Genomic DNA, 22,162 nt, shown 5'->3' with positions numbered 1-22,162 from the left:
CCGCCCTACGAGGATGACCTATGCGTCGTTTCTATACCGGTTCTGACTTGAATCGTGTGCACAGCATTGCCGAACTGGCCGACATGGCTCGGCGACGCGTGCCTTACTTCGTCTGGGAATACCTCAGCGGCGGCGCGGAAGCCGAATTGACGCTCAAGGATAATCTCGACGCGTTCAGTGCTTATGGCCTGCACGCCAGAGCCATGGTGCCCTGCCATGCGCCCGACACGTCTCGCGCGTTGTTCGGCAAGGTGCTGCCAATGCCGATGCTGATCGGGCCGACGGGCTACAACGGTCTGTTGCACCGCGATGCCGACATTCACTTGGCCAAGGCTGCAACGGCACGTGGTTTGCCGTTCAGCCTGAGCACCGCGTCCAACACTTCACTTGAAGACCTCGTCGCGGCGGCGCCTGATGTCGACCTGTGGTTTCAGCTGTACGCCATGCGCGATCCGGCGGTGCAAAAAAACCTGTTGCAGCGCGCCGCCGCTGTCGGTTGCCGGACTCTGGTGTTGACCTGTGATGCGATGGTGCTAGGCAATCGCGAGTGGGACCGACGCAGTTTCGCCAGGCCGCGACAGCTGACATGGCGCAACAAGTTTGACGTTGTCCGTCACCCGCGTTGGCTCAAGCAAGTGATGTGGCCATCGGGGCTGCCTGGCATGGGCAACCTTGAACCTTACTTGCCGCCGAGTGAGCGCAATCCCTTGGGATCAATGGCGTTTGTCGGCAAGCAGATGGACACCTTGCTCGATTGGGACATGCTGGCGCGTTTGCGTGATCAATGGGGCGAGCGGCTGTTGCTCAAGGGCGTGTTGCATCCGGCCGATGTGGAGCGAGCCATCGCCCTCGGGCTTGACGGTGTGGTGGTGTCCAATCACGGCGGCCGCCAACTGGACGGTGCCCTCGGCAGCCTCGATGCACTGGCGGCCATCGCGCCTCAGGCGAAAGGCAAACTCAGCCTGCTGCTGGATGGCGGGATCCGGCGTGGCAGCGACATCGTCAAAGCGCTCGCGCTGGGGGCCGATGCCGTGCTGCTAGGGCGCTCCACCCTTTACGGCGTGGCGGTGGCAGGTGAAGACGGTGCTGGCCGGGCGCTGGACGTATTGACGGAAGAACTGGCGCGGACCATGAACCTGATGGGCTGCACCCACCTAAACCACCTTGACGGCGACAGCGTGTTCGAGCGACGACGCGCTTGAGCATTTGTGGGCGCGAGCTTACTCGATGGCGGCGTGTCAGACGAAATCAATGTTGAATGTACCGGCCCCTTCGCGAGCAAGCCCGCTCCCACACTGATCGTGGTCGCACTCGACCAGTCTATTGCGTTGCAGAATCGGAATGACGCTTGCGCGTTTCGCGCAGTGGCTCGCCGGGGCCGTTGCTAGGATCGAGGCTCTTCTACAGGAGTGCTTTCATGAATATCAGTGTTATCGGCGGCGGTCACGGTTGCTACGCGGCAGCGATAGAGTTGGCGGAGAAAGGCCATTCGGTGCGGTTGTGGCGCCGAGACAGTGCCGCGCTGGAAAAACTGCAAGGCCTCGGCCATCTGCTCGTGCGCGACTTTCGTGGCGAACGACGCTTGAGCCTGGGGCAGGTCGGGGATGCCCTGACCTTGACGGCCGATCTGGCACAGGCCGTGGCCGATGCTCAGTTGTTGGTCATTGCCTTGCCGTCGACCTCCCACGAAGCCCTTGCCAGCGAACTGGCTCCCTTGTTGCGCGACGGGCAAGTGGTGTTCCTGCCGCCGGGGACGTTTGGCAGCATGATGTTCGCCCAGGCAATGGCGAAGGCGGGGAATCACAGCGAGGTGGCGTTTGCGGAGACCGGCACCTTGCCCTATCTGGCGCGTAAGCATGGCGATAACCAGGTGGTGATCAGCGGCTACGCGACCCGTCTGCCGACCGGAGTTTTTCCGAGTCGTTTGAGCGAGTCGGCGTTCGCCGTATTGCGCGAGGCTTACCCCAGCGTCGAACCGATCGAAGATGCACTCAGCGGCGCGCTGATGAACGCCGGGCCAATCATTCATCCGCCGTTGATCCTTATGAACGCGGGTCCACTTGAGCATTTCGAGACGTGGGGCATTCACAACGAAGGGACTGTACCTTCGATTCGTCGCGTGACCAATGCCCTCGACGCCGAGCGTATCGCCGTTCGTGAAGCACTGGGCTATGGCGCACCGCATTTCCCGCTGGCTGATCATTACGCCACCGACGGCGATGAGTGGATGTACGGTCGCGGCGCTCACGGCAAACTGACCGATAGCGGCGATTGGCGTGAAGACATCGACCTGCAAAAGCACCGCTACATGCTTGAAGACACACGACTGGGCTTGTCGTTTCTAGTGTCGGTTGGGCGCTGGGCCGGCGTGCCGACACCGGTCGCTCAGGGCCTGTTGAACCTGGCCGCCGTGGTCAGTGGCATCGACCTGTACGCCGAGGGTCGAACCCTGGAAAACCTCGGGCTGGATCAACTGAGCCGCAGCGAAATGGCGCAGTGCATGAACCAGGGGTTGCAGGCATGAGCGCCGATCCGCAACGCATCTGTATCGTCGGCGCGGGGCGCATGGGCGAGGGCATTGCTTTAGCGTTCATGTTCGCCGGACTGCCGGTGACCCTGATCGATATCAAACAACGCGAGCCCGTGGCGCAGGACCGCTACTTCCGCCAGATCGAGGGCCACTTGCGCGGCGAACTGGCAACGCTTGCGCGTTTGGGATCACTCGATCCGGCACAAGTCGAACAGGCGATGAGCCATTTACGCTTGAGTGATCGCGAAGGCAGTGGCGACGATTTGCACAGTGCCGCTGTCGTGTTCGAAGCCGTGCCTGAAGTGCTTGAACTCAAGGCCCTGACGTTCGCTTGGCTGAGTGCTGCGTGTGGCGATGAAACGATGATTGCATCGACGACATCGACCTTTCTGGTGACGCAGCTGGCGGCATTGGTCACGCACCCGCAACGCTTCGTCAATGCCCATTGGCTGAACCCGGCGCTCCTGATGCCGCTGGTCGAAGTCAGCCGCAGCAAGGACACTTGCCCGCAGGTGGTGCAACGCCTGATGGCATTGCTCAAGCGCATCGGCAAAGTGCCCGTGCAATGCTCCCCGGCAGCCGGTTACATCGTGCCGAGAATCCAGGCACTGGCGATGAATGAAGCGGCGCGAATGGTCGAGGAGGGGGTGGCCAGTGCCGAGGACATCGACACCGCGATTCGCGTTGGTTTCGGTCTGCGTTTCTCCGTGCTGGGGATGCTTGAGTTTATCGACTGGGGCGGCGGCGACATTCTGTTCTATGCCTCCCATTACCTGGCTGAAGCCATCGATCCACGTTTCCTGCCACCCAAAGTCATTGCCGAGAACATGGCGCAAGGGCGGAACGGGCTGCGCGAAGGTCAGGGTTTTTATGATTACCAGGACGTTGACTTGGAGGCCTACAAACTGCAGAGGCTGGGTGAGTTCACCCGCAAGCTTGAGTTGATGGGGCTGTCGCCGGTGTTCAACGGTGGCGTGGCAACGTCCTGAGCGCGGAAGCTGACGTGTGATCGCGACAGCTTCACGACTTGGTTGCACAACCGGCGCGCCGTTATGGCTGCGTCGGTTTTTCCGTGGTGGATGCAGGTCATCCATGCATTTGTCTGGTCCTGAATCGAGGTTGTCATGAAACTGTACGAATTGATCACGTTCACCGTGCGGGTGCGCACTGTTGCCACTGCCATGGCTTGTCTGGAGCAGCGACTGGCCGTCGATGACGCCGCAGTGAAACTGGTCGGCTGCTGGGCGTCGGAAATCGGCCCGCTGAATCAGATCGCGGTGTTGCGTGGTTTTGTCGACGAGGCGTCTCGCCAGGCTGAGCGCGAACGTTATCTGTCGAGTGCCGACGTGTTTGGCATCGAGGCGTATCTGACGGACATGCGCGTGGAAAGCTACACGTTGTTTCCCTTTATCCAGCCACTGTCTGCCGGGTGCCACGGGCCGTTCTATGAACTTCGCGTCTACGACCTCATGCCATCGGGCCTGGCTCCCACGCTCAAGGGCTGGGAAAAAGCCGTAGGGCCACGAACAGACGCGCAGTACTCCCAGGTGTATGCCGCCTTCTACGCCACTGACGGTCAACTGCCGCGTTACCTGCACATCTGGCCTTACGCCTCACTCGAACAACGACTGGACGTGCGCGCACGTGCCGTACAGGACGGCGTCTGGCCGCCGGAAAATTCAGGCCCGCAACTGCGCGACATGCATTCGACGATCTACCTGCCTGCGGGCTTTTCGCCACTACAATGAGATTTGCCGAACCCTTTGTGAGCAAGGCCGTTCCCCCAGAAGGGGAACGTCGCACCACGAGCCTTGGGTTTCAGACGCCCAAGTAGCGCCAGGATAATTCTGGTGTTTCGGCCAGTTGCACTTGCGTACCGTGCCAAACCTGTCGGCCCTTTTCGATGATGTGATGGCAGTCGACCGCCCGGGCCATTTCCTTGAGGTTCTTGTAGGTGACCAGAATCGCCTCGCCTTCGGCTTTCAAGCTCGCCAGGCAACTCCAGATGGTTCCGCGAATGATCGGCGCCAAGCCTTCGGTTGTCTCGTCGAAAATCAACAATTGCGGGTTGGTCAACAGGGCGCGGGCGACCACCATGATCTGCTGTTCGTCACCAGAGAGGGTTTTCGACAACTGATCCTGGCGTTCCTATAACCGTGGAAACAACTGGTAGATTCGTGCCAGGTCCTACTTACCCTGGGTCGCGTTTGCCTTCCTCGTTTTTGGTCGAGCCGGGCGCGTGAATAATCGAGGCGTTGACAATAGTGCCCTGACGCAGGGAAAGACCTTTTTCCTGCAAATAACCGTTGATGACGGCTAGAATCGCAGGCGTCAGCGGGTGTTTCTCCAGCAGGTGCCGGAAGTTCATGATCGCAGTGTCTTCAGGGATCGGCGCACTCAGCGTGAGATGGGCAAACTGGCGCATGGGGGTGATTTCATAGAGCGCTTCTTCCATGGTCGGGTCGCTCAGGGCGAAACAGTTTTGCAGCAGATGAATGCGCAGCATGGTCTCCAGCGGATACGGTTTACGGCCACCACCAGCCTTCGGGTAATACGGTTCGATCAACCCCAACAAACCACTCCAGAGCACCACCTGATCCATTTCGGCAAGGAAGCGTTCACGACGGGTTTGCTTGCGCTTGCCTGCATATTTGAAATCGGAAAAGCCCATCTGACTCATGCGAGGCTCAGGTCAGGTGGTGAGGGTGTATTCCAGCACATTTGAGGACTTGTTCGGAGAATCCCTAGCATGCTGTGGGGTACTTGCCACGTCGCAAATAGGCCTCATGGTAGGTCGGACGCAAATGCTCAACATCCGGCTAGCCACCAATTGTTATGTTTTTTTGGAGAGAGAGCAAAAAAACATAACATCAAAACTTCAACATAGAGATCAACAAAAAATAAACCTTTTACATGGATATTAATATACGAAGCTGTTTCTGGATATTACAAAGCAAAAAAACCACAAGTTCGTTAGGCTGATTTGCCGTCGCACGAATAAATCAGGAAACCTACATGAGCCTCCTAACGCGAAATCCGAGATTTATGACGGTTTTAGTTATTTTTTGCTCTCTAGCGATAGTCCTTATGGCGAGAATTACCTATCTTTCTATTTTTTCTCATGAGTTTCTAAACGACGAAGGCCGCAAACGATCTACGCGCCTAATTGAGACAATTCCAGTTCGCGGCACCATTTTTGACCGATTCAATCAGCCCATGGCGGTCTCTACCCCCGTAAGCACAATATGGGTTAACCCTAAACAATTTTCTCCAACAAAACAGCAAGTAGAATTATTAAGCGAGCATCTTAATATTGATGCTTCACGAATTAGCTATTTGAAATTGAATACCCAAGGAAAATCGTTCGCCTATTTAGCAAGAAGGGTTTCTCCAGAGACCGCGAAAAAGGTAGAAGCCTTGTCTATTTTCGGAGTTTATGAGCGAAAAGAGTACAAGCGATTCTACCCCCAATCATCGATGTTAGCTCAGACGTTAGGCTTTACCAATATTGACCAGAAAGGCATCGAAGGCATTGAGCTAATGTATGATCAGCGACTTTCAGGAGCGTTTGGCCTTGAAGAGCTCACCTTGAACTTACACAAGCGCGTCACAAGAGAAATCCTTGTTCACAAGCCCCTGACTCCTGGAAAAAATGTATACCTGACAATAGACTCCACCCTGCAATACTACGTTGAAAAAGCGCTATGGAAAGCACTTGTATATAATAAAGCCCAGTCTGTGAGCGCAATTCTTATACACGCAAAAACAGGAGAGATACTGGCGATATCCACAGTGCCTTCATTCAATCCTAATTCTCGAAAAAGCTTTAGCCCGAATGTGATTCGAAATCGTGTATTTACTGATGTGTATGAGCCGGGTTCAGTAATAAAACCATTCAGCATGGCCGCCGTGTTAACGGCAGGTATCGTTGACAAAAACGCTATGATTCAGATAGCGCCAGGTTTTGTTAAGATCAATGGCTATACTATTCGTGATGTGGGAAGGGATGATCAGTTAGATCTAGCAGGTATCATTCGTCGATCCTCTAATGTTGGCATGAGTAAAATCGCAATACCAACAGGTGGAAAAATCATCTCTCAAATGCTACTTGACCTGGGATTCGGAAATAGCACCTCCGTCTTTTTTCCTGGAGAAAGTGTTGGTTCTGTTCCAACTAGGACAGCATGGTCGGATATAGCCACTGCGAGCCTTTCATACGGATACAGTTTGTCGGTCAATTTGGCTCAATTGGTTCAGGCCTATACCGTTTTTGCAAATAATGGAGACCTGATTCCATTATCGATAATAAAAAACGAAGCTCATCCACCCCGAAACGTCATGAAACCGGAGGTCGCGAACATGATTCTGGAAATGCTGGTGCACGCAGTTGATGGGCCTGGGGCAGGAGGAAAGCGCGCAGCAATCAAAGGTTATGTAATTGCCGGAAAAAGCGGAACATCACGCAAGGCGTCCAGAGGCGGATATCAAAACAACGCATACAGAGCCATGTTCGTGGGTATTGCACCGGCCAATGCACCTGAGTTCATCATGGCTGTTTTGGTGGATGAGCCCACCGCTAAAGGTTACTTCGGAGGAGCTATTGCAGCACCTATTTTCAAGGAGGTTTTAGAGGACGTGCTTCGCATCAGAAATGTACAGAGTGATCAAAGCCAGACTCTACCAGCAGTCCAGGGTTGATTTGACACAGAACGTTTTGCGACGGCCTGACATTAGGTAGAAGCGAACATACCCGACGTTCATCAGGGTGGCACTTTTTTATCAATGAAAGTCATTCGTTGAGATCTATCACAGCCTTATATCTGTTGAGCTTTTGAGTGCGTAGGGCATCACAATACATGATCCATGGGCCTCAATCCGCGACACCAAAGGCCCCATGAGGGACTCATGCCCCGGGCTGACAAAATCAGCTGCCAACTAGGGAGGGTCTGAAGTAAGCAGCCGTTTTTAACGGCCTCGCTGTTTGAGGTTCAAAAAACGGCGACTGAATCGAAAATCAGACCTTTCCTCCTCTCAGTTCAGTTCGCTGTTTTTTGCTGAATAACACCTTTTCAGGGCTAATTGTCCGCATCACAGGCGCACCTCGCCTGCATTCAACAGCCGTTTTCGCATCATCCACAGGTTCGATAAGGCAAACAGTGTGGTCTGTTGTACGGTGTTTTTCACCACGCCTCGGAAGCGGACTTTCGTATAACCAAACTGGCGCTTAATCACCTGGAATGGATGCTCAACTTTGGCCCGGACTTGAGCTTTCGCGTATTCGATTTTTCGGCGTATGCGACCGATCAGGCTCTTTTTTGCATGCTTCTTATAGCTACTGGGTCGCGCTGCGATCGACCAGATCATCTGCCGGTATTGATGCTCCGGACGCTTCTCCACGCCGGTGTAACCGGCATCGCCAGAGACGTAAGTTTCCTCGCCATGCAGCAACTGATCGACCTGAGTCACGTCCGCCACATTCGCCGCCGTACCCACTACGCTATGCACCAGACCGGATTCAGCATCGACACCGATGTGCGATTTCATCCCGAAATAGTACTGATTTCCTTTCTTTGTCTGGTGTATTTCGGGGTCGCGTTTACCATCCTTGTTCTTGGTCGAACTGGGCGCATGAATGATCGTCGCATCGACCACAGTACCTTGGCGTAGCAGCAAACCTCGGTCGCCCAAATAGCCGTTGATGACCTGCAAAATTCCACCGGCCAGCTCATGTTTTTCCAACCGCCAGCGGAAGTTGAGGATCGTGGTTTCATCCGGAATCCGATCCAAATGCAGCCCGGCAAACTGGCGCAGAATCGTGGTTTCGTAGAGGGACTCTTCCATCGCCGGGTCGCTGTAGCCGAACCAGTTTTGCATCAGATGAACCCGCAGCATGGCCATCAACGGATACGCCGGACGACCGCCTTCGCCCTTCGGATAATGCGGCTCGATCAATGCAATCAGGAAACGCTCGCGGCGGGTTTGCTTACGTTTGCCAGCGTATTCGGCATCAGCGAAGGACATTTGCTTCATCGGGGCTCAACCGTTCAGTTCGTGGGACAGGCGTTTTTCACCAGATTTGGAAGTCTTTTTCAGAGTTTCCCTAACGCTTTCTGTCCTTCGTATGCAGCTCCTGTTCACCGGCGGGTATAAATCACCATCAAAATAGCCCCTTGTACCGACCCTGCACTGTGTGCCGCGTCCGGAGCCCGGCAACAGTAGTCGCCGACGTTCAGTGTTCTATCCTGATCATAAAGTGAGCCTTGCAGTACGAACAGTTGTTCAAGCTCCCCTTTATGGGTATGGCTGGCGACATGAGCGCCTGCGTCGACTTTCATCAATAGGGTCTTTTCACCGCGTTCGGTGTCCTCGAACAGCGGTTTGATCCAGAAACCTTCAGCCGTTGTCGGCAGCCAATCATCAGCCGAAGACGAGTAATAGGTAGAGCCTTCGACCGGCCCGTGAGTGCCGTGTTTTCCAGCGATTCTCCAGAATGGTGTTTCATTTTTTGACATGTTTGTCTTCACTTGGGCAGCGGGTTCGTTTACAAGTCCTTGACCAGTCTCAACGCATCGTAGATCGCTGCGTGGGTGTTACGCGCAGCCACCGCATCGCCAATGCGAAACAACTGGAATCTGCCCTCCGGGTTGGTCACTAGCTGTTGCGGGTTGCCGACGATCAGGTCCTGATGTTCAACCACGCCACCGTTGCTCGAGGCGGATTTCAATTCGAAGTACAGTTCGTCCAGCGGTCGGGTGCCGTGGTTGACCACCACTTGATCGACCCGCCGGACCTTGCGTGCACTGCCGTAGTCACTGTCGATCATCGCCAGCAGATATTGACCTTCGCGCTCGACGGCGAGCAGTCGGAAGGTGACGGTGAAGGTGGTGTCCAGCGCTTGCAGTGAGCGCATGTAGGGCACCAGGTTCATCGCCATGACTTCCGGTGCGAAGGTCCGGTCCGGTGTCATGATCTCGATTTTTGCGCCACTTCGGGCGATGAACTCGGCCGCCTGCAGGCCCGCATGATCACCGGCGTCGTCGAACAGCAGGACATTGCGCCCGGGTTTCACATCCCCGGAGATAATGTCCCAGGCCGAGACCACCAGCTCATTGCCTGCCGAGAGAATCTCGGTGTGGGGCAGGCCGCCGGTGGCGATTATCACCACGTCCGGGTTTTCGTCGTGGACAGTGCTGGCCTCGGCCCAGGTATTGAAACGAAAGCTGACACCTCGGGCCATGCACTGGGCCATGCGCCACTCGACGATGCTGATCATTTCCCGCCGCCGCTCCGATTGCGCAGTGAGCCGAACCTGGCCGCCGGCCTGGTTGGTGGCTTCGAATACCACTACCTCATGACCGCGCTCGGCCGCCACTCGCGCCGCTTCCAGCCCGGCGACACCAGCACCGACAATCACGATTTTGCGTTTTCTCGCCGCCTTGGGGATGTCATGAGGCATAGTGGTTTCACGGCCGGTGGCCGGGTTGTGGATGCAATAGGCCGCACCGCCCTGGTAGATCCGGTCCAGGCAATAGTTGGCTCCGACACAGGGGCGAATATCCTCTTCGCGTCCCTCGATAATTTTGCGCACGATATGTGGATCGGTCATGTGCGCGCGGGTCATGCCAACCATGTCGATCTTTCCCGAGGCGATGGCATGGCGGGCGGTGGCGACGTCCGGAATTTTCGCCGCATGAAAGGTGGGGAAGTCGGTGGCGGCGCGAATCTCTCCGGCGAAGTCCAGGTGCGGCGAGTTGCGCATGCCCTGGATCGGAATTACGTCGGTCAGGCCGGCGTCGGTGTCGATATGGCCGCGGATAACGTTGAGAAAGTCCACCATGCCGCTGTCTTTCAGGCGCCTGGAGATGTCCAGACCGTCGGCCGGGGTCAGTCCGCCGGGCATTTGCTCGTCGCCGGTATAACGCACGCCGACGATGAACTCATGGCCGACGCGCTGGCGAATGGCGCGGAGGATGTCGAAGGTAAAACGCAGCCGGTTGTCGATGGAACCGCCATACGGGGCATCGAGGTCGTTGGTCAGCGGCGACCAGAACTGATCCATCAGATGCCCGTAGGCCTGCAGTTCGATGCCATCCAGGCCCGCAGCTTTCATCCGCTCGGCGGCGTCCGCATAGTCCTTGATGATTCGTTCCACATCCCAGTTTTCCATCTTCTTCGGGAAAGAGCGATGGGAGGCTTCGCGCTCGAATGACGGTGACACCACGGGCAACCAGTCCCCCTTGTCCCAGCGTGTGCGCCGACCGAGGTGGGTCAACTGGATCATGACCGCCGCGCCATGTTCGTGGCAGGCGTCGGTGAGGTCTCTCATCCAGCCGACCACCTCATCCTTGTAGGCCAGGATGTTGTTGAACACCGGTGGGCTGTCTCGCGAAACCGCAGCAGACCCCGCCGTCATGGTCAGGGCCACGCCAGCCTTCGCCCGTTCAACGTGGTAGGCGCGATAGAGGTCCTTGGGCATGCCATCTACGGGATAGGCCGGCTCGTGGGCGGTGGTCATGATGCGGTTTCTGAGAATCAGGTGCTTCAACTGATAGGGCTGGAGGAGCGGATCATTCAGCATCGTCAAGACTCTCCGGAAGAGGGCAAGGACCTAAGTTGAAATTACGTTAGGGTGAAATGTACACCTGTGTCAACAAGATAGACATAGGTGTACATTTTACTTGCGCGGTATCGGGTGAGCGACTAGGATCTAGTCATGAACGAACAAACCAAAGCGGTAGAAACAGGCTGGAGAGGGTCCCTGGAAGGGTGGCTCGATGCAGCGTATGAAAGCCTGACCGAGTGCGGTGTCGACACGGTGCGGGTGATGCCACTGGCCAAAAAACTGGGGCTGTCGAGAACCAGTTTTTACTGGTTTTTCAAGGATCGTGAAGAGCTGCTCGTCGCATTGATCGAGCGCTGGCGGGTGAAGAATACTGGCAATCTGATCGCCCAGACCGAGTGTTATGCCGAAAGCATTGCTGAGGCGATGCTCAACGTTTTCGACTGTTGGCTGAACCCGGACCTGTTCGATTCTCAGTTTGAATTTGCCATGCGCAGCTGGGCCTTGCAGTCCGCCGAAGTGGCCGAACATATCCGGGTGGCCGACATTGCCCGGCGCGAAGCCCTTATCCGGATGTTCGTGCGTTTCGACTATGCATTTGACGCCGCCGATGTGCGGGCTCGAACGATTTACCTGACGCAGATTGGCTATATCAGCACCAACACCCGAGAGGATGTCGGGGAGCGAATGCGGCGGATTCCAGAGTACGTGAAGATATTCACCGGCCAGGAACCACTGGATCGCGAATTGAAACGCTTCTACTCCCGCCATGGGTATGTGATGGATGAAGTTTCACCGCCAACCCCTGACTGACCGCAACTTCTGACTGACGAAGGCAGGTTCAAAATGTTCGACGAGCCCACGATAGGTATTATCGGCGGATCGGGATGGCTTGGCCGCTCGATAGCCCAGGCGATGCTCGACAGGGCTTTTATCCAGCCCGGTGCGTTGGTGCTTTCGAACCGCTCCGCAAGCAATCCATTATCGAGTCCCAAGTGGTCGCAGGTGATGGTAACGCGCAACAATCAGGAACTGGTGGAACGTTGTGATGTGGTCATCGTGTCCGTACGCCCCGAGCAGTTTGTCGATGTAAAGATTTTTGCTGAAAACCGACTGGTGATTTCGTTGATGGCCGGCGTGTCCCTGGAAGACGTGATGCAGCGTACTGGCAGTCGGCAGGTGATTCGCGCCATGGTCAATGCCGCCGCAGAGATCGGCAGGTCCTATACGCCCTGGTTGGTCACGCAAGAGGTCACCGACGAGCAGAAAGCGTTCGCCCAGCGGCTGTTCGAAATCTTCGGCAGCGCCGATGAAGTCTTCACCGAACACCAGTTGAATTACCTGACAGCGCTGGTGGGAACAGGGCCTGCTTACCCGGCGTTGCTGGCTCGCAGCCTGTTCCAACATGCCGTGAACAGTGGCTTGCCTCCCGCCATTGCCCGACGCGCAGCCAATGCGGTGGTGGTGGATGCCAGCCAACTGATCGGCAATGGACACTCCGTCGATGAACTCCTGCAAGCGTTCGTCAGCTATCGCGGCGTCACAGCTGCGGGCCTCGAAGCCATGATTGCAAACGGCTTCGATAAAACAATAAAAGCAGGTCTGGATTCGGCGACCTCAGTCGCCAGTTCGATGAGTCCAATTGCCCATTCTGCTGACACGAAAGAAGGTCCAATGACGCGGTAGTTGGCCCTCCTTAACTCTGGCCGCAATCGAGGTTAGCGTTTATGAATATAAAGTTTTTCTCGAAGACAGGACTTGCACTAGGGATCATGGCCTTCAGTGGTTGGGTATCAGCGTCTGAGTGTGGTGATGTGACGATCGCCAACATGAACTGGCAATCGGCTGAAGTGATGGCCAACGTTGACAAGCTGATTCTCAATGCAGGCTACGGTTGTAATGCCGATCTGGTGACGGGGGATACAGTACCAACCATCACCTCAATGGTCGAAAAAGGTCGGCCCGATATCGCCCCTGAAGGTTGGATCGACCTGGTTCCTGAGGTCGCCAAGACGGGTATTCAAAGCGGTAATCTGGTTCAGGCAGCGAGCTCGTTATCCGACGGTGGCTCTCAAGGCTGGTGGATTCCGAAATACATCGCCGATGCCCATCCGGACATCAAGAGTTTCGACGATGTGAAGAAGCATCCCGAACTCTTCCCGGCCCCTGACGACGTAAAAAAAGGCGCGATCTACAACGGCCCGCAAGGTTGGGGCGGCACCGTGGTAACGGCCCAGTTCTACAAAGCCTACGGGTTTGAAAAGGCCGGTTTTGTGCTGGTTGACACCGGTTCGGCGGCGGCGCTGGACGGGTCCATTGCCAAAGCCTACGAGCGCAAGGCGCCTTGGCTGGGGTTTTATTGGGCACCCACCGCCTTGTTGGGCAAGTACCCAATGGCTGGCCGATCGATCGGGTATTTACCTTGACCACCAAGTCCTTCTCCACTCGTTCGCCAAACGTCATGGCGTACCTGAACAAGCGCGCCTGGTCCAACGAAACGGTGAACAAACTGATTGCCTGGATGACCGATAACCAGGCCACCGGCGAGGAAGGGGCCAAGTACTTCCTGAAAAACAACGAAGCACTCTGGCGTCAGTGGGTCACTCCCGAAGCGTCTGGCAAGATCAAGGCTGCGCTTTAAACCCTCGGGTCAATGCAGCCCGTTGCGGCATGCTGCATTGCCCCTTGCGCGCCGATAAAAATAAAAACACCCGTGTATTGAAATGACCTGCCAGCGTTCTTACGGTCTTCTACAAAAGGGGAATGTTATGGAGTGGCTATTAGGCTTTCCACATATGGAGGACGAAAGACTTCGGGCTTTGAAAAAGGCCATCGACGGTGCCTTTCGCAATTTCACCAGCACCTACGGCGATAGCTTCGAAGTTTTTTTCCAGCCGTTGCAAACTTTCCTCAATCAGTCCGAAAGGTTCATGACCACGACGCCATGGCCGATTATCATTTTGCTGGTTGCCTTGATTGCCTGGTTCGCCAGCCGCAGCTGGAAAATTGTCCTGGGTTGCGTGCTCACGCTGATGGCGATCGGGTATCTGGACATGTGGACCGACACGATGAAAACTCTGTCGATGATCTTCGTTTGCACCGTGATATCCATTGTCATCGGCTTGCCGACCGGCATTGCCATGGCCCGCTCTAATCGTCTGCAGAACCTGGTCAGCCCGGTACTCGACGTAATGCAGACTCTGCCGAGTTTTGTCTACCTGATTCCGGTGGTGATGTTACTGGGCATCGGCAAGGTCGCGGGGCTGATTGCGGTGGTGGTCTATGCTTTGCCACCGATGATTCGTCTGACCAATCTCGGCATCCGCCACGTCGATGCCGAGATGCTGGAGTGCGCCGACGCTTTTGGTTCGTCCGGTTGGCAGAAACTGAAAAACGTCCAGTTACCTCTGGCATTGCCATCGATCATGGCTGGCATCAACCAGACGATTATGATGGCGCTGGCCATGGTGGTCATCGCGTCGATGATCGGGGTTCAGGGGCTCGGGCAACCGGTGCTCAAAGCCATTTCCAACCAATACTTCACCTTGGGCATGTTCAACGGCCTGGCCATTGTAGGCATTGCGGTGATCTTCGACCGGGTCAGCCAAGCCTACGGCAGAAGATTGCAAAAGCATCTGGAGATGGTTCATGGCCACTAATCTGACCAACGATTTCGGCATCGAAATCAAGCATCTCTATAAGATTTTCGGTTACCAGGCGCAAGCCAGTATCGAGCGGGTCAAACAGGGCATGAGCAAGGCTGAGTTGCTGAGCAATCACAGTCATGTGCTGGGTTTGAAGGACATCAATATCAACATGCCCTCTGGAGGCATTCAGGTGATCATGGGGCTTTCCGGGTCGGGCAAATCGACCTTGATCCGCCACATCAACCGATTGATCGAACCCACGGCCGGCGAAGTCATCGTCGGTGGCGTGAATGTGCTCAAGATGAGCCCGAGCGACCTACGGGAATTTCGCCGGCATAGCATTTCCATGGTGTTTCAGAAGTTCGCGCTACTACCGAACCGGACCGTGCTCGACAACGCAGTCTATGGTCTGGAGATCCAGGGATTGCCTCGTGGCAGGCAAGTAGAGATCGCCAGGGGCTGGCTGGATCGGGTTGGGCTCAACGGTTACGAGGGGCGCTATCCCAATCAGCTGTCCGGAGGCATGCAGCAACGTGTCGGCCTGGCCCGGGCACTGGCCAGCGATGCGCCGATCCTGTTGATGGATGAAGCGTTCTCGGCACTTGATCCGTTAATCCGCATGGACATGCAATCGGTGCTTCTGGATCTGCAAAAAGAGATCAGGAAGACCATCGTGTTCATTACCCATGATCTTGATGAGGCGCTGCGCATAGGTGATCGTATCGCGATCTTGCGTGACGGTGAGGTGGTGCAACAAGGCACCCGGCAGGAGATCGTCATGAGTCCTGCCGACGATTACATTGCTAACTTCGTCAAGGAAGTGAACCGTGGCCGGGTGATCAGCGTCGAGGCAATCATGCGTCCTTTTGTTAGGGTGAAGGCCGGAACAATGCTTGCAGTGCCCATGGGGACGTCACTCGAGTCTGCGGTCAAACGACTGGTTGAAGCGGGACTCGATGAATTGGTGGTCACTGACAGCCAGGGTCGGCCTGTGGGGCAGTTGGCGCTGAAGTCGATTATTGCGACGATGGTCACCTCGACAGTGAGTGAGGAATCGCAGGTGGTTCAGCTACGAACCGCGGCGAAAGCGACACGGCTCGCCGAAGAGTAATTATCTTCGTTTTTGCCCAGTCGGTAACATTGTGCCTGGGTTTTGTCTGACGAGTTCGTGTCCCAGGCGTTGGTAAAAAATCGTGCGTCATGCACCACGTTCGATGCGATACCGTAGTAATAGTGGGACACCTGCATACGTAAATCAGGAAACAGACAACGAAGGTGGCCCGAAGCTGCAAACGGAGCCTTACACCATCCGTTGAGCGTTGTCGGTGGTGCGTGTGTCGGGGGATTTTCATGTTCAAGGTTCCTTGTGTAATACAGTCTGCTTTGGCCTGTTGTGTTTACAAAGTCGGACCGATCAAACTGCTCGGATATTGGCTGGTGAAAACGCCATTTTTGCACGCTGCTATGTGAAATCTGAGCCCGGGTAGCCTCTGCCCAAAGTAAGGATTTCAATCTCAGGCGCGTATTTTCTACCGTGGAAGCCAAGGTTGGCGTTTTAACAGAATCGGCCGGTTGCTGCCGGTCGCGACAAGTTGCTAACAACCCGAACCAACTTTGGCAACAGGACTGTGAGGAAATGCCCGTGACCTAGGAAGCGCAGGGGAAGGGCGAAGAAGAGGAGAATGAAGAGGGTGGTTGATGGAAGGTGCTTAGTGTGCCGAGGGTGGGGGCGATTGGCTCCATGTTCAACGGAATAAAAGCCGGCAGGTTTTTACCGTCAACATCGCGGTAAAGTGGTATCCATTTGCGCACGAGATTGGCGTTGATGCCGTGGCCAGACGCTTACGCACGGCCGACTCAGCATGAGTTTGGGCTGCACCAGTACCGACTCTTCCGAAGCCGATACATCGTCTTCGCGCAGGAGTGATTGAATAGCTTCACTCCCCATTCACGTTCCAGTTGGGAAATATGACGGCTGATCATTGATTGCGGTACGTCGATTGCCACGGCCGCTTGGTTCAGTGACTTTTCACCCTTGGGTTCTCCACCCAAGCAGCCCAGGTTGACGGCTTTATGTCCGATGCAGCCTTGACAGACAAAGGCTATGACTCCGCCGCCTTCGTCAAGGCTTTTGCCGCCGGTCTCCGCGGGCTGGTGCAAGCTATCGTGGTCTATCTGATAGCTATCGCTTTGCAGGTGGAAATCAGATGGGAGTTGCTGCCGATTTTCACCGTTGCCGCGGGTGTGTTCGTCGGCTCCTGTATTTTTTCGACCTTTTCTCTGGTCATTGCTTGCATCGTCAAAACCCGTGAGCGTTTTATGGGGATCGGCCAGGTATTGACCATGCCGTTTTTTTTTGCGTCGAATGCTATTTATCCATTGGAACTGATGCCTGGTTGGTTGAAAGTCATTGCGGTGTGCAACCCGCTGACCTATTTGGTGGACGCGTTGCGCGGGGCCATGATTGTCGGCGGCAACAGTGTTTATGCTGTGAGTACGAGTTTTTCGGTGATGCTGTTTGTTTTTGCCATTCTTTTGCTGCTGGCCTCCAGGCTCTACCCAGGGTTGGCTCGCTAGCCTTGGTGGGTAAACCTCTCAGTATTGATTTCGAGCCGGTCGAGCCAATGTGGTTCGCTTGATCTACGGACTGGGCATACGCGTTGCGAGTGCACCGCTATTGCTAGGGTGTCGACGTTGACTACAGGCTGCACGGGTTGCGCACAGTGTCGAAGTCAATAACGCAAATTTTCCTGCCGTAGTCGCGCGAAGCGCTCAAGCGGTGCTGAGTCGAGCGCTTGCGCGGCGTCAGGCGCAGCACCGTCACGAATCGCTTGCCACACTGTTTGCGAGCCGATCGAATCGCGGGTCGCAGTAAGATTGAACGTGTCGGGATAGAGCGCGTGCAGTGTGGCAAGCAGCGCCAATCCCAGGCTCGCTATGGGACGTCGCGCTGGCACTGCGTCACGAGCGATGCTCACGCCATGGCAGAGCTGACCGTGCCAGGTTGACTCGGTGGGGACGAAGTCGAGCGGCTCGAAATGCGCGCCGACGTCAAGCGCATTCAGCGTGTGTGCGAGCCGAGTCGCGTCGATCCACGGTGCGCCGATCCACTCGAACGGATGCGGTGTGCCACGACCCACACTCAGATTCGCGCCTTCGAGCAAACCGACATCCGGGTATAGATCGAGCTGGGGCAGCGTGCGCAGGTTCGGCGATAGCGGCACCCAACCGAGACCGGTGTCTGCGAAGGCCATCGTGCGTCGGTACCCCTGCATCGGCACGACGCGCAGATCTGCACCAATGTGCTTGTTGCGGTTGAAAAGACTCGCCAGCTCGCCGATCGTCATGCCGGGCTGCAGCGGTGCAGGGAAATAGCCGGTGAACGATTCGTGGCGGCTGTCCAGTACCGGTCCGCCGAATCGCTGCGCACCGAGCGGATCGGGCCGATCCAGCACGAACAGCGGAATGCCACGCGCCGCTGCGGCCTCGAGAGCGTAGCCAAGTGTCGTCTCATAGGTGAAGAAGCGCACGCCGGCATCCTGAATGTCGAAGATCAGCGCATCCAGTCCGTACAGCGAACTGGTCGGGAAGCGCCGCGCCGCGCCATAGAGACTGTGTACGGTAAGGCCCGTCGCCGTGTCGAGTGTGTCGCCGACTCGCTCGTCCATGTCGATGTTCAGCCCATGTTCAGGCGAGAACAGCGCTGCCAGCCTGACGCCTGGCGCGTGCGCGAGTACGTCGATGGTGCGCCTGCCCTCGGCGTCGAAGCCGCTGCGATTGGTGATCAAGCCCACGCGCATGCCAGCGAGCGGTGCAAACCGCTGCGCCTCGAGCACATCGATGCCGGTCTGCACCGGCCCCGTCGAGGTTGGCAGGCGATCGGCGGCACGCAGCGCTGGCAATGCCGACGGCAGCAACCGGCCGATTTGCGCGACGTTCGCCGACGCGGCCCGGCTTGCCAGCAGCGCAAGCAACTGCGCACGAAGCGGGCGCGCGTCGCCGCTGTCGTCGGGGTATACGCGGTTGGTCAGGATGACGATGAATTGGCGCGTCACCAGATCGATCCACAGGCCCGTGCCGGTGTATCCGGTGTGGCCGATGATGCCAATCGGCGGCAGGCGGTCATGGTTCGGCGCGAACGGTGCCGCCAGATCCCAGCCGAGGCCGCGCCACGGCGCGGTCGCGAGTGGCGAGGCGGCAGCCGCGAGCGCGGCGATGCTCGCTGGTCGCAGAATCTGCTGGGTACCCGCGCGCCCCTCGTTCAGCATCATCTGCGCGAAGCGGGCGAGGTCGTCCGCCGTGGAAAACAGCCCGGCGTTGCCGGATACGCCGCCCATCCATTGGGCCGTCGGATCGTGCACGCGGCCGCGGCGGATGCCGGCCTTGTTGGCGATCGTCGGCGCACTGCGTGCCACTTGCCCTGCGTTCGGCACAAAGACCGTGTCGCGCATACCGAGCGGTCCGAAGATGTGAGCCCGGCAATACGCGTCGAGCGGAAGGTGGGTGATGCGCTCGACCAGTTCGCCGAGCACCACGAAATTCAGATCACTGTAGATGACGCGTTCGCCTGGTGCGCTGCGTAGACGCTGCGCAGCGATAGCGCTCAATACGCCTTCGCGGCCCGGATGCCGTGGCCGCGCAGGCAGGTCTGGCAGCAGCCCTGAGGTGTGCGCAAGCAGGTGACGCACCGTCACCGCGTCTTTGCCGTTCGCCGCAAAAGCGGGCCAATACTGCACAACAGGTACGTCTAGGTCGATGCGGTGTGCTTCGGCCAGTTGCATGATTGCCGTGGTGGTCGCGATGACCTTGGTCAGCGACGCGAGATCGAATTCGGTGCTCAGCGTCATCGGCTCGGGGTCGGGCCTCGTCGCGCGTTGTCCAAAGGCTTGGCGATAGAGCACGTGCGTGGCGTCCCCAATCAGGACGACGGCACCCGGAACGCGTCCGGCGGCGATCTGTCCCTCGACGATCTGTGCGGCTTGCAGACGCGCCGCCGTATCGAAATCGGCGGCGCTCGCGATCTGCACCGCCGTCGCCATTCCAACCAGTATCGCCCAGCGCTTCAGCGCACCGATCAACGGAGCGGCAAATCGGCGGCGTCGTAGTGATTGCGCGGGTTCCATAACATCCATCCATTGGTGCCAGCTGCGTCGGCAGCGGTTATCTGGGCACTGATCGCCGCCGCGTCAAACAGGCGATGGTCGAACGCATAGTCGCGAAAGGCCTGTAGCCACGGACGAAAACGCACGCCCGGTAGATGGGTGCGATGCACCGCCTCCGCCAGGGAGCGCCTGACGATCTGACCGGGATCAGTGATCGGGTTGGTTAAGCCCGGCAGCCCCCAGGTGAAACCGGACGGGTACAGTATTGGCGAAATATAGTCGAGCGGCTCGCCTAGCAATTCGATTTGCTGGCCGATCGCGGTATCGTCGAGATTCCAGCAGACGTAGCCGAAGATGTCTGCGGAAACGAATACGTTGTAGGGCGCTAGCCGTGTGCGTGCGGCCTGCAGGAAGCCGACGATTGCCGCAGTCCGGTTGGCCCGAGTGTTCGGCAGGGCAAAGCGTAGCCCGCTCTTGTCGGGAAAGCGCACATAGTCGAACTGGACCTCGTCGAAGCCCATCCGTGCCGCCTCCTCGGCGACATCGAGATTGTGCTGCCATACGTCGTGCGAAAACGGATCCATCCATTGCAGGTTCTCGCGATCACGCCACGGCGTGCCTTCTGCGGTGTGCACGCTCCACTCCGGATGCGCGTCGGCCAGTGGGTCGTCCTTGAGTACCACGATGCGTGCGATCAAATACAGGTGTTGCGTATGCAGCCTGGCAAGCAGCGCCGGAAAGTCCTGTTCCTGTGCTGCGCGCGTGGTTACTCGGGCCGCCGCGCCAATTGCCTCGCGCGCCGCACTGCGATAGGGCGTCAGGCCGCGGTCGCCCTTGACGTCGATGACGAGTGCATTGATCACGGTGCTGTCAGCAAGGCTGACGGCCTTGTTGCGCAGAGTCGCGCTGGTCACGCCGAACACCGACAGATAGACCGCTTTCGGGCGAAACGGGGTCAGCGTGAGCATCACGGGCGTTTCACCGGACACTTTGGCCTCGGTACGCAGATACCCTGGGGCGCGGGCCGCGACGCTCTCGGCCGAGTGAGCGGTCTCGAACCGGCCGTGTTCGTCGGTTCGCGTCACACCGGCCGACGTCGTGATGATCGCGCCGGCAAGTGGATTTCGCGTACTCGAGTCGAGCACGACACCGGTGACGGCCAGGGCGCCTTGCTCGGTCAGCAGGGCAGTGACGGCCAGCAGCGCCGGGATCGCGTGTCGCCTGAATACGCGGATGAAGGTCATCGTGCGTTCCCCGCTGCGGGCATCGGCAGTGAGTCCGGTTCGCCGAGCAAGTGCGCGAACGCCCTTGTGCCGTAGGCATCGGTCATCAGAAAACGTGGCAATGCGAGCAGCCGCGCGTGCCGGTCTGCCTTGTGCGCCTCCAGTGTGACGGCGACTGTGTAACCCTCTTCGGAGGCGAGCGCGATCAACTCGTCGTCGTAGATGCCGAACGGCCACGCGAGCATGTCGACATGGGCACCGGTTTGCGACTCGATACGTTGACGCGATTTGTCGAGTTGTGTGCGGACGAATTGCTGGAAATCCGCCGGCGTACGGTGTCGGCGCTCGACGTTGAAATTGGGATGCCAGAACGTATGCGACTGGATGTCAATGAGCCCGGTCTGTCTCAATGTACGCAATTGCTCCCAGGTCAGCGCATAGGACGCGTTCGAGATCGCCGATGGATAGATAAACAGCGTGACCGGAAACCGCTCGCGCAACACGACGGGCAGCAGTTTGTCGAATACCGAACGATGCCCGTCGTCGACGGTGATCGCCACTGGCTTCGGCGGTAACGTCGCATTGGGATCCCGCAGCCAGCCGACCACCTCGCGCAGCGGCACGATGTGGTAGCCATGCTCGCGCAGGACACGTAACTGGGTTTCGAAGGTGCTCATGCGGACGGTCATGGAGTCGTCCGCCGTCTCCGAAAAACGGTGGTAAACGAGGATTGTGACGCGCGATTCGGCGCTCTGAGCAGCTTCGTCCGATCCCCAGGCAAGCTCGCAGATGCACACCAGCACGGTGTACACCAAAAGCCGGATCAAGCGGCTCATATAAGCAACCCGGGGTCCGTGGTTGGCGCCAGCAGGATCGGGCGGAACGCGGGGCTACCGTCGATACACGCCATGGTTTTTTCGTACATATCTGTACTCCTGCGTGAGTCATTTTCACCCGCGTTGCGTGTCTCGCGAGAGCGAGGCGTATCCAGTGTGCGTTGAACGCGCATCGTCCTTCTGATGCAGATCAATGTCGCGCAACGTGGAGCCGCTCAGGTTGGCGCGAGTGCTAGACGAAACGAGGGGAGAGGCTGGTCCCGC

The 22,162-nt window shown here is 57.4% G+C and carries 20 protein-coding genes and 1 pseudogene; 12 read left to right on the top strand and 9 right to left on the bottom strand.

Annotated features, from left to right (window positions below):
- Positions 1–20 precede the first annotated feature (20 nt).
- The 4 genes from RGU44_RS09455 (at position 21) to RGU44_RS09440 (ending at position 4,278) form a co-directional block, all read left to right on the top strand.
- Complete coding sequence (locus tag RGU44_RS09455; protein ID WP_322216846.1) at positions 21–1,202, top strand: alpha-hydroxy acid oxidase; 1,182 nt, start codon at positions 21–23, stop codon at positions 1,200–1,202.
- Between the two features lie 215 nt (positions 1,203–1,417).
- A complete protein-coding gene (locus RGU44_RS09450; protein ID WP_322216843.1) occupies positions 1,418–2,524 on the top strand; it encodes an NAD/NADP-dependent octopine/nopaline dehydrogenase family protein in 1,107 nt (368 codons plus the stop codon).
- Complete coding sequence (locus RGU44_RS09445) at positions 2,521–3,519, top strand: 3-hydroxybutyryl-CoA dehydrogenase (protein WP_322178810.1); 999 nt, start codon at positions 2,521–2,523, stop codon at positions 3,517–3,519. Before RGU44_RS09450 ends, RGU44_RS09445 begins: the two co-directional genes overlap by 4 nt.
- Positions 3,520–3,654: 135 nt before the next feature.
- Positions 3,655–4,278, top strand: a complete 624-nt coding sequence (locus RGU44_RS09440) for an NIPSNAP family protein (protein WP_322216841.1) — start codon at positions 3,655–3,657, stop codon at positions 4,276–4,278.
- Positions 4,279–4,348: 70 nt separating this feature from the next.
- Here RGU44_RS09440 and RGU44_RS09435 read toward each other — a convergent pair whose 3' ends face one another.
- Positions 4,349–4,663 carry an ATP-binding cassette domain-containing protein gene (locus RGU44_RS09435; RefSeq protein ID WP_322216839.1) on the bottom strand — a complete coding sequence of 105 codons (315 nt, stop codon included), beginning with the start codon at positions 4,661–4,663 and terminating at the stop codon, positions 4,349–4,351.
- 64 nt (positions 4,664–4,727) lie between these two features.
- Positions 4,728–5,210: pseudogene (locus RGU44_RS09430) on the bottom strand (IS5 family transposase); the annotation flags it as partial.
- Between the two features lie 335 nt (positions 5,211–5,545).
- On the opposite strand from RGU44_RS09430, the gene RGU44_RS09425 reads away from it, so the two are divergent.
- Entirely contained in the window at positions 5,546–7,228 is a 1,683-nt protein-coding gene (locus RGU44_RS09425; protein WP_322216837.1) for a penicillin-binding protein 2, read from the top strand.
- Positions 7,229–7,618: 390 nt separating this feature from the next.
- On the opposite strand, the gene RGU44_RS09420 is transcribed toward RGU44_RS09425, so the two are convergent.
- From RGU44_RS09420 to RGU44_RS09410, 3 genes are all read right to left on the bottom strand, one after another.
- A complete protein-coding gene (locus RGU44_RS09420; RefSeq protein WP_322216835.1) occupies positions 7,619–8,560 on the bottom strand; it encodes an IS5 family transposase in 942 nt (313 codons plus the stop codon).
- A gap of 104 nt (positions 8,561–8,664) precedes the next feature.
- Positions 8,665–9,042, bottom strand: coding sequence for a cupin domain-containing protein (locus RGU44_RS09415; RefSeq protein WP_322178815.1), 378 nt, complete (start codon positions 9,040–9,042; stop codon positions 8,665–8,667).
- Between the two features lie 29 nt (positions 9,043–9,071).
- Entirely contained in the window at positions 9,072–11,108 is a 2,037-nt protein-coding gene (locus RGU44_RS09410; protein WP_322178816.1) for an NADH:flavin oxidoreductase, read from the bottom strand.
- Between the two features lie 135 nt (positions 11,109–11,243).
- Between RGU44_RS09410 and RGU44_RS09405 the strand changes: the two genes are divergently transcribed.
- The 6 genes from RGU44_RS09405 (at position 11,244) to RGU44_RS09380 (ending at position 15,848) form a co-directional block, all read left to right on the top strand.
- Complete coding sequence (locus RGU44_RS09405) at positions 11,244–11,903, top strand: TetR/AcrR family transcriptional regulator (protein WP_322178817.1); 660 nt, start codon at positions 11,244–11,246, stop codon at positions 11,901–11,903.
- Positions 11,904–11,936: 33 nt separating this feature from the next.
- Positions 11,937–12,776 carry a pyrroline-5-carboxylate reductase family protein gene (locus RGU44_RS09400; RefSeq protein WP_322178818.1) on the top strand — a complete coding sequence of 280 codons (840 nt, stop codon included), beginning with the start codon at positions 11,937–11,939 and terminating at the stop codon, positions 12,774–12,776.
- Positions 12,777–12,817: 41 nt separating this feature from the next.
- On the top strand, positions 12,818–13,516 hold the full coding sequence (locus RGU44_RS09395) for a glycine betaine ABC transporter substrate-binding protein (protein WP_322216832.1): 699 nt from the start codon (positions 12,818–12,820) through the stop codon (positions 13,514–13,516).
- Positions 13,513–13,731, top strand: a complete 219-nt coding sequence (locus RGU44_RS09390; protein ID WP_322216829.1) for a glycine betaine ABC transporter substrate-binding protein — start codon at positions 13,513–13,515, stop codon at positions 13,729–13,731. The genes RGU44_RS09395 and RGU44_RS09390 overlap by 4 nt, the downstream gene beginning before the upstream one ends.
- Before the next feature lie 154 nt (positions 13,732–13,885).
- The gene (locus RGU44_RS09385) at positions 13,886–14,749 is read left to right on the top strand and encodes an ABC transporter permease (protein ID WP_407074621.1); all 864 of its coding nucleotides are present in this window, start codon (positions 13,886–13,888) and stop codon (positions 14,747–14,749) included.
- Positions 14,739–15,848 (top strand): glycine betaine/L-proline ABC transporter ATP-binding protein, encoded by a 1,110-nt coding sequence (locus tag RGU44_RS09380; RefSeq protein WP_322216825.1) that lies wholly within the window; start codon positions 14,739–14,741, stop codon positions 15,846–15,848. Before RGU44_RS09385 ends, RGU44_RS09380 begins: the two co-directional genes overlap by 11 nt.
- A gap of 746 nt (positions 15,849–16,594) precedes the next feature.
- Here RGU44_RS09380 and RGU44_RS09375 read toward each other — a convergent pair.
- Positions 16,595–16,789, bottom strand: coding sequence for a LysR family transcriptional regulator (locus RGU44_RS09375; RefSeq protein WP_322216821.1), 195 nt, complete (start codon positions 16,787–16,789; stop codon positions 16,595–16,597).
- Positions 16,790–16,810: 21 nt separating this feature from the next.
- Here RGU44_RS09375 and RGU44_RS09370 point away from each other — a divergent pair, with 21 nt between their 5' ends.
- A complete protein-coding gene (locus RGU44_RS09370) occupies positions 16,811–17,314 on the top strand; it encodes an ABC transporter permease (RefSeq protein WP_322216818.1) in 504 nt (167 codons plus the stop codon).
- A 155-nt stretch (positions 17,315–17,469) separates the two neighbouring features.
- Here RGU44_RS09370 and RGU44_RS09365 read toward each other — a convergent pair whose 3' ends face one another.
- The 3 genes from RGU44_RS09365 to RGU44_RS09355 are packed head-to-tail and all read right to left on the bottom strand — an operon-like array spanning position 17,470 to position 21,898.
- Entirely contained in the window at positions 17,470–19,860 is a 2,391-nt protein-coding gene (locus RGU44_RS09365) for a serine hydrolase (protein ID WP_322216816.1), read from the bottom strand.
- On the bottom strand, positions 19,812–21,083 hold the full coding sequence (locus RGU44_RS09360; RefSeq protein ID WP_322216814.1) for a putative glycoside hydrolase: 1,272 nt from the start codon (positions 21,081–21,083) through the stop codon (positions 19,812–19,814). Before RGU44_RS09360 ends, RGU44_RS09365 begins: the two co-directional genes overlap by 49 nt.
- Positions 21,080–21,898 carry a polysaccharide deacetylase family protein gene (locus RGU44_RS09355; RefSeq protein ID WP_322178825.1) on the bottom strand — a complete coding sequence of 273 codons (819 nt, stop codon included), beginning with the start codon at positions 21,896–21,898 and terminating at the stop codon, positions 21,080–21,082. The genes RGU44_RS09360 and RGU44_RS09355 overlap by 4 nt, the downstream gene beginning before the upstream one ends.
- Positions 21,899–22,162: the final 264 nt, after the last annotated feature.

Source organism: Pseudomonas sp. 5C2, from assembly GCF_034314155.1.
Classification (GTDB): domain Bacteria; phylum Pseudomonadota; class Gammaproteobacteria; order Pseudomonadales; family Pseudomonadaceae; genus Aquipseudomonas.
This window is presented reverse-complemented; position numbering and strand designations above follow the sequence as displayed.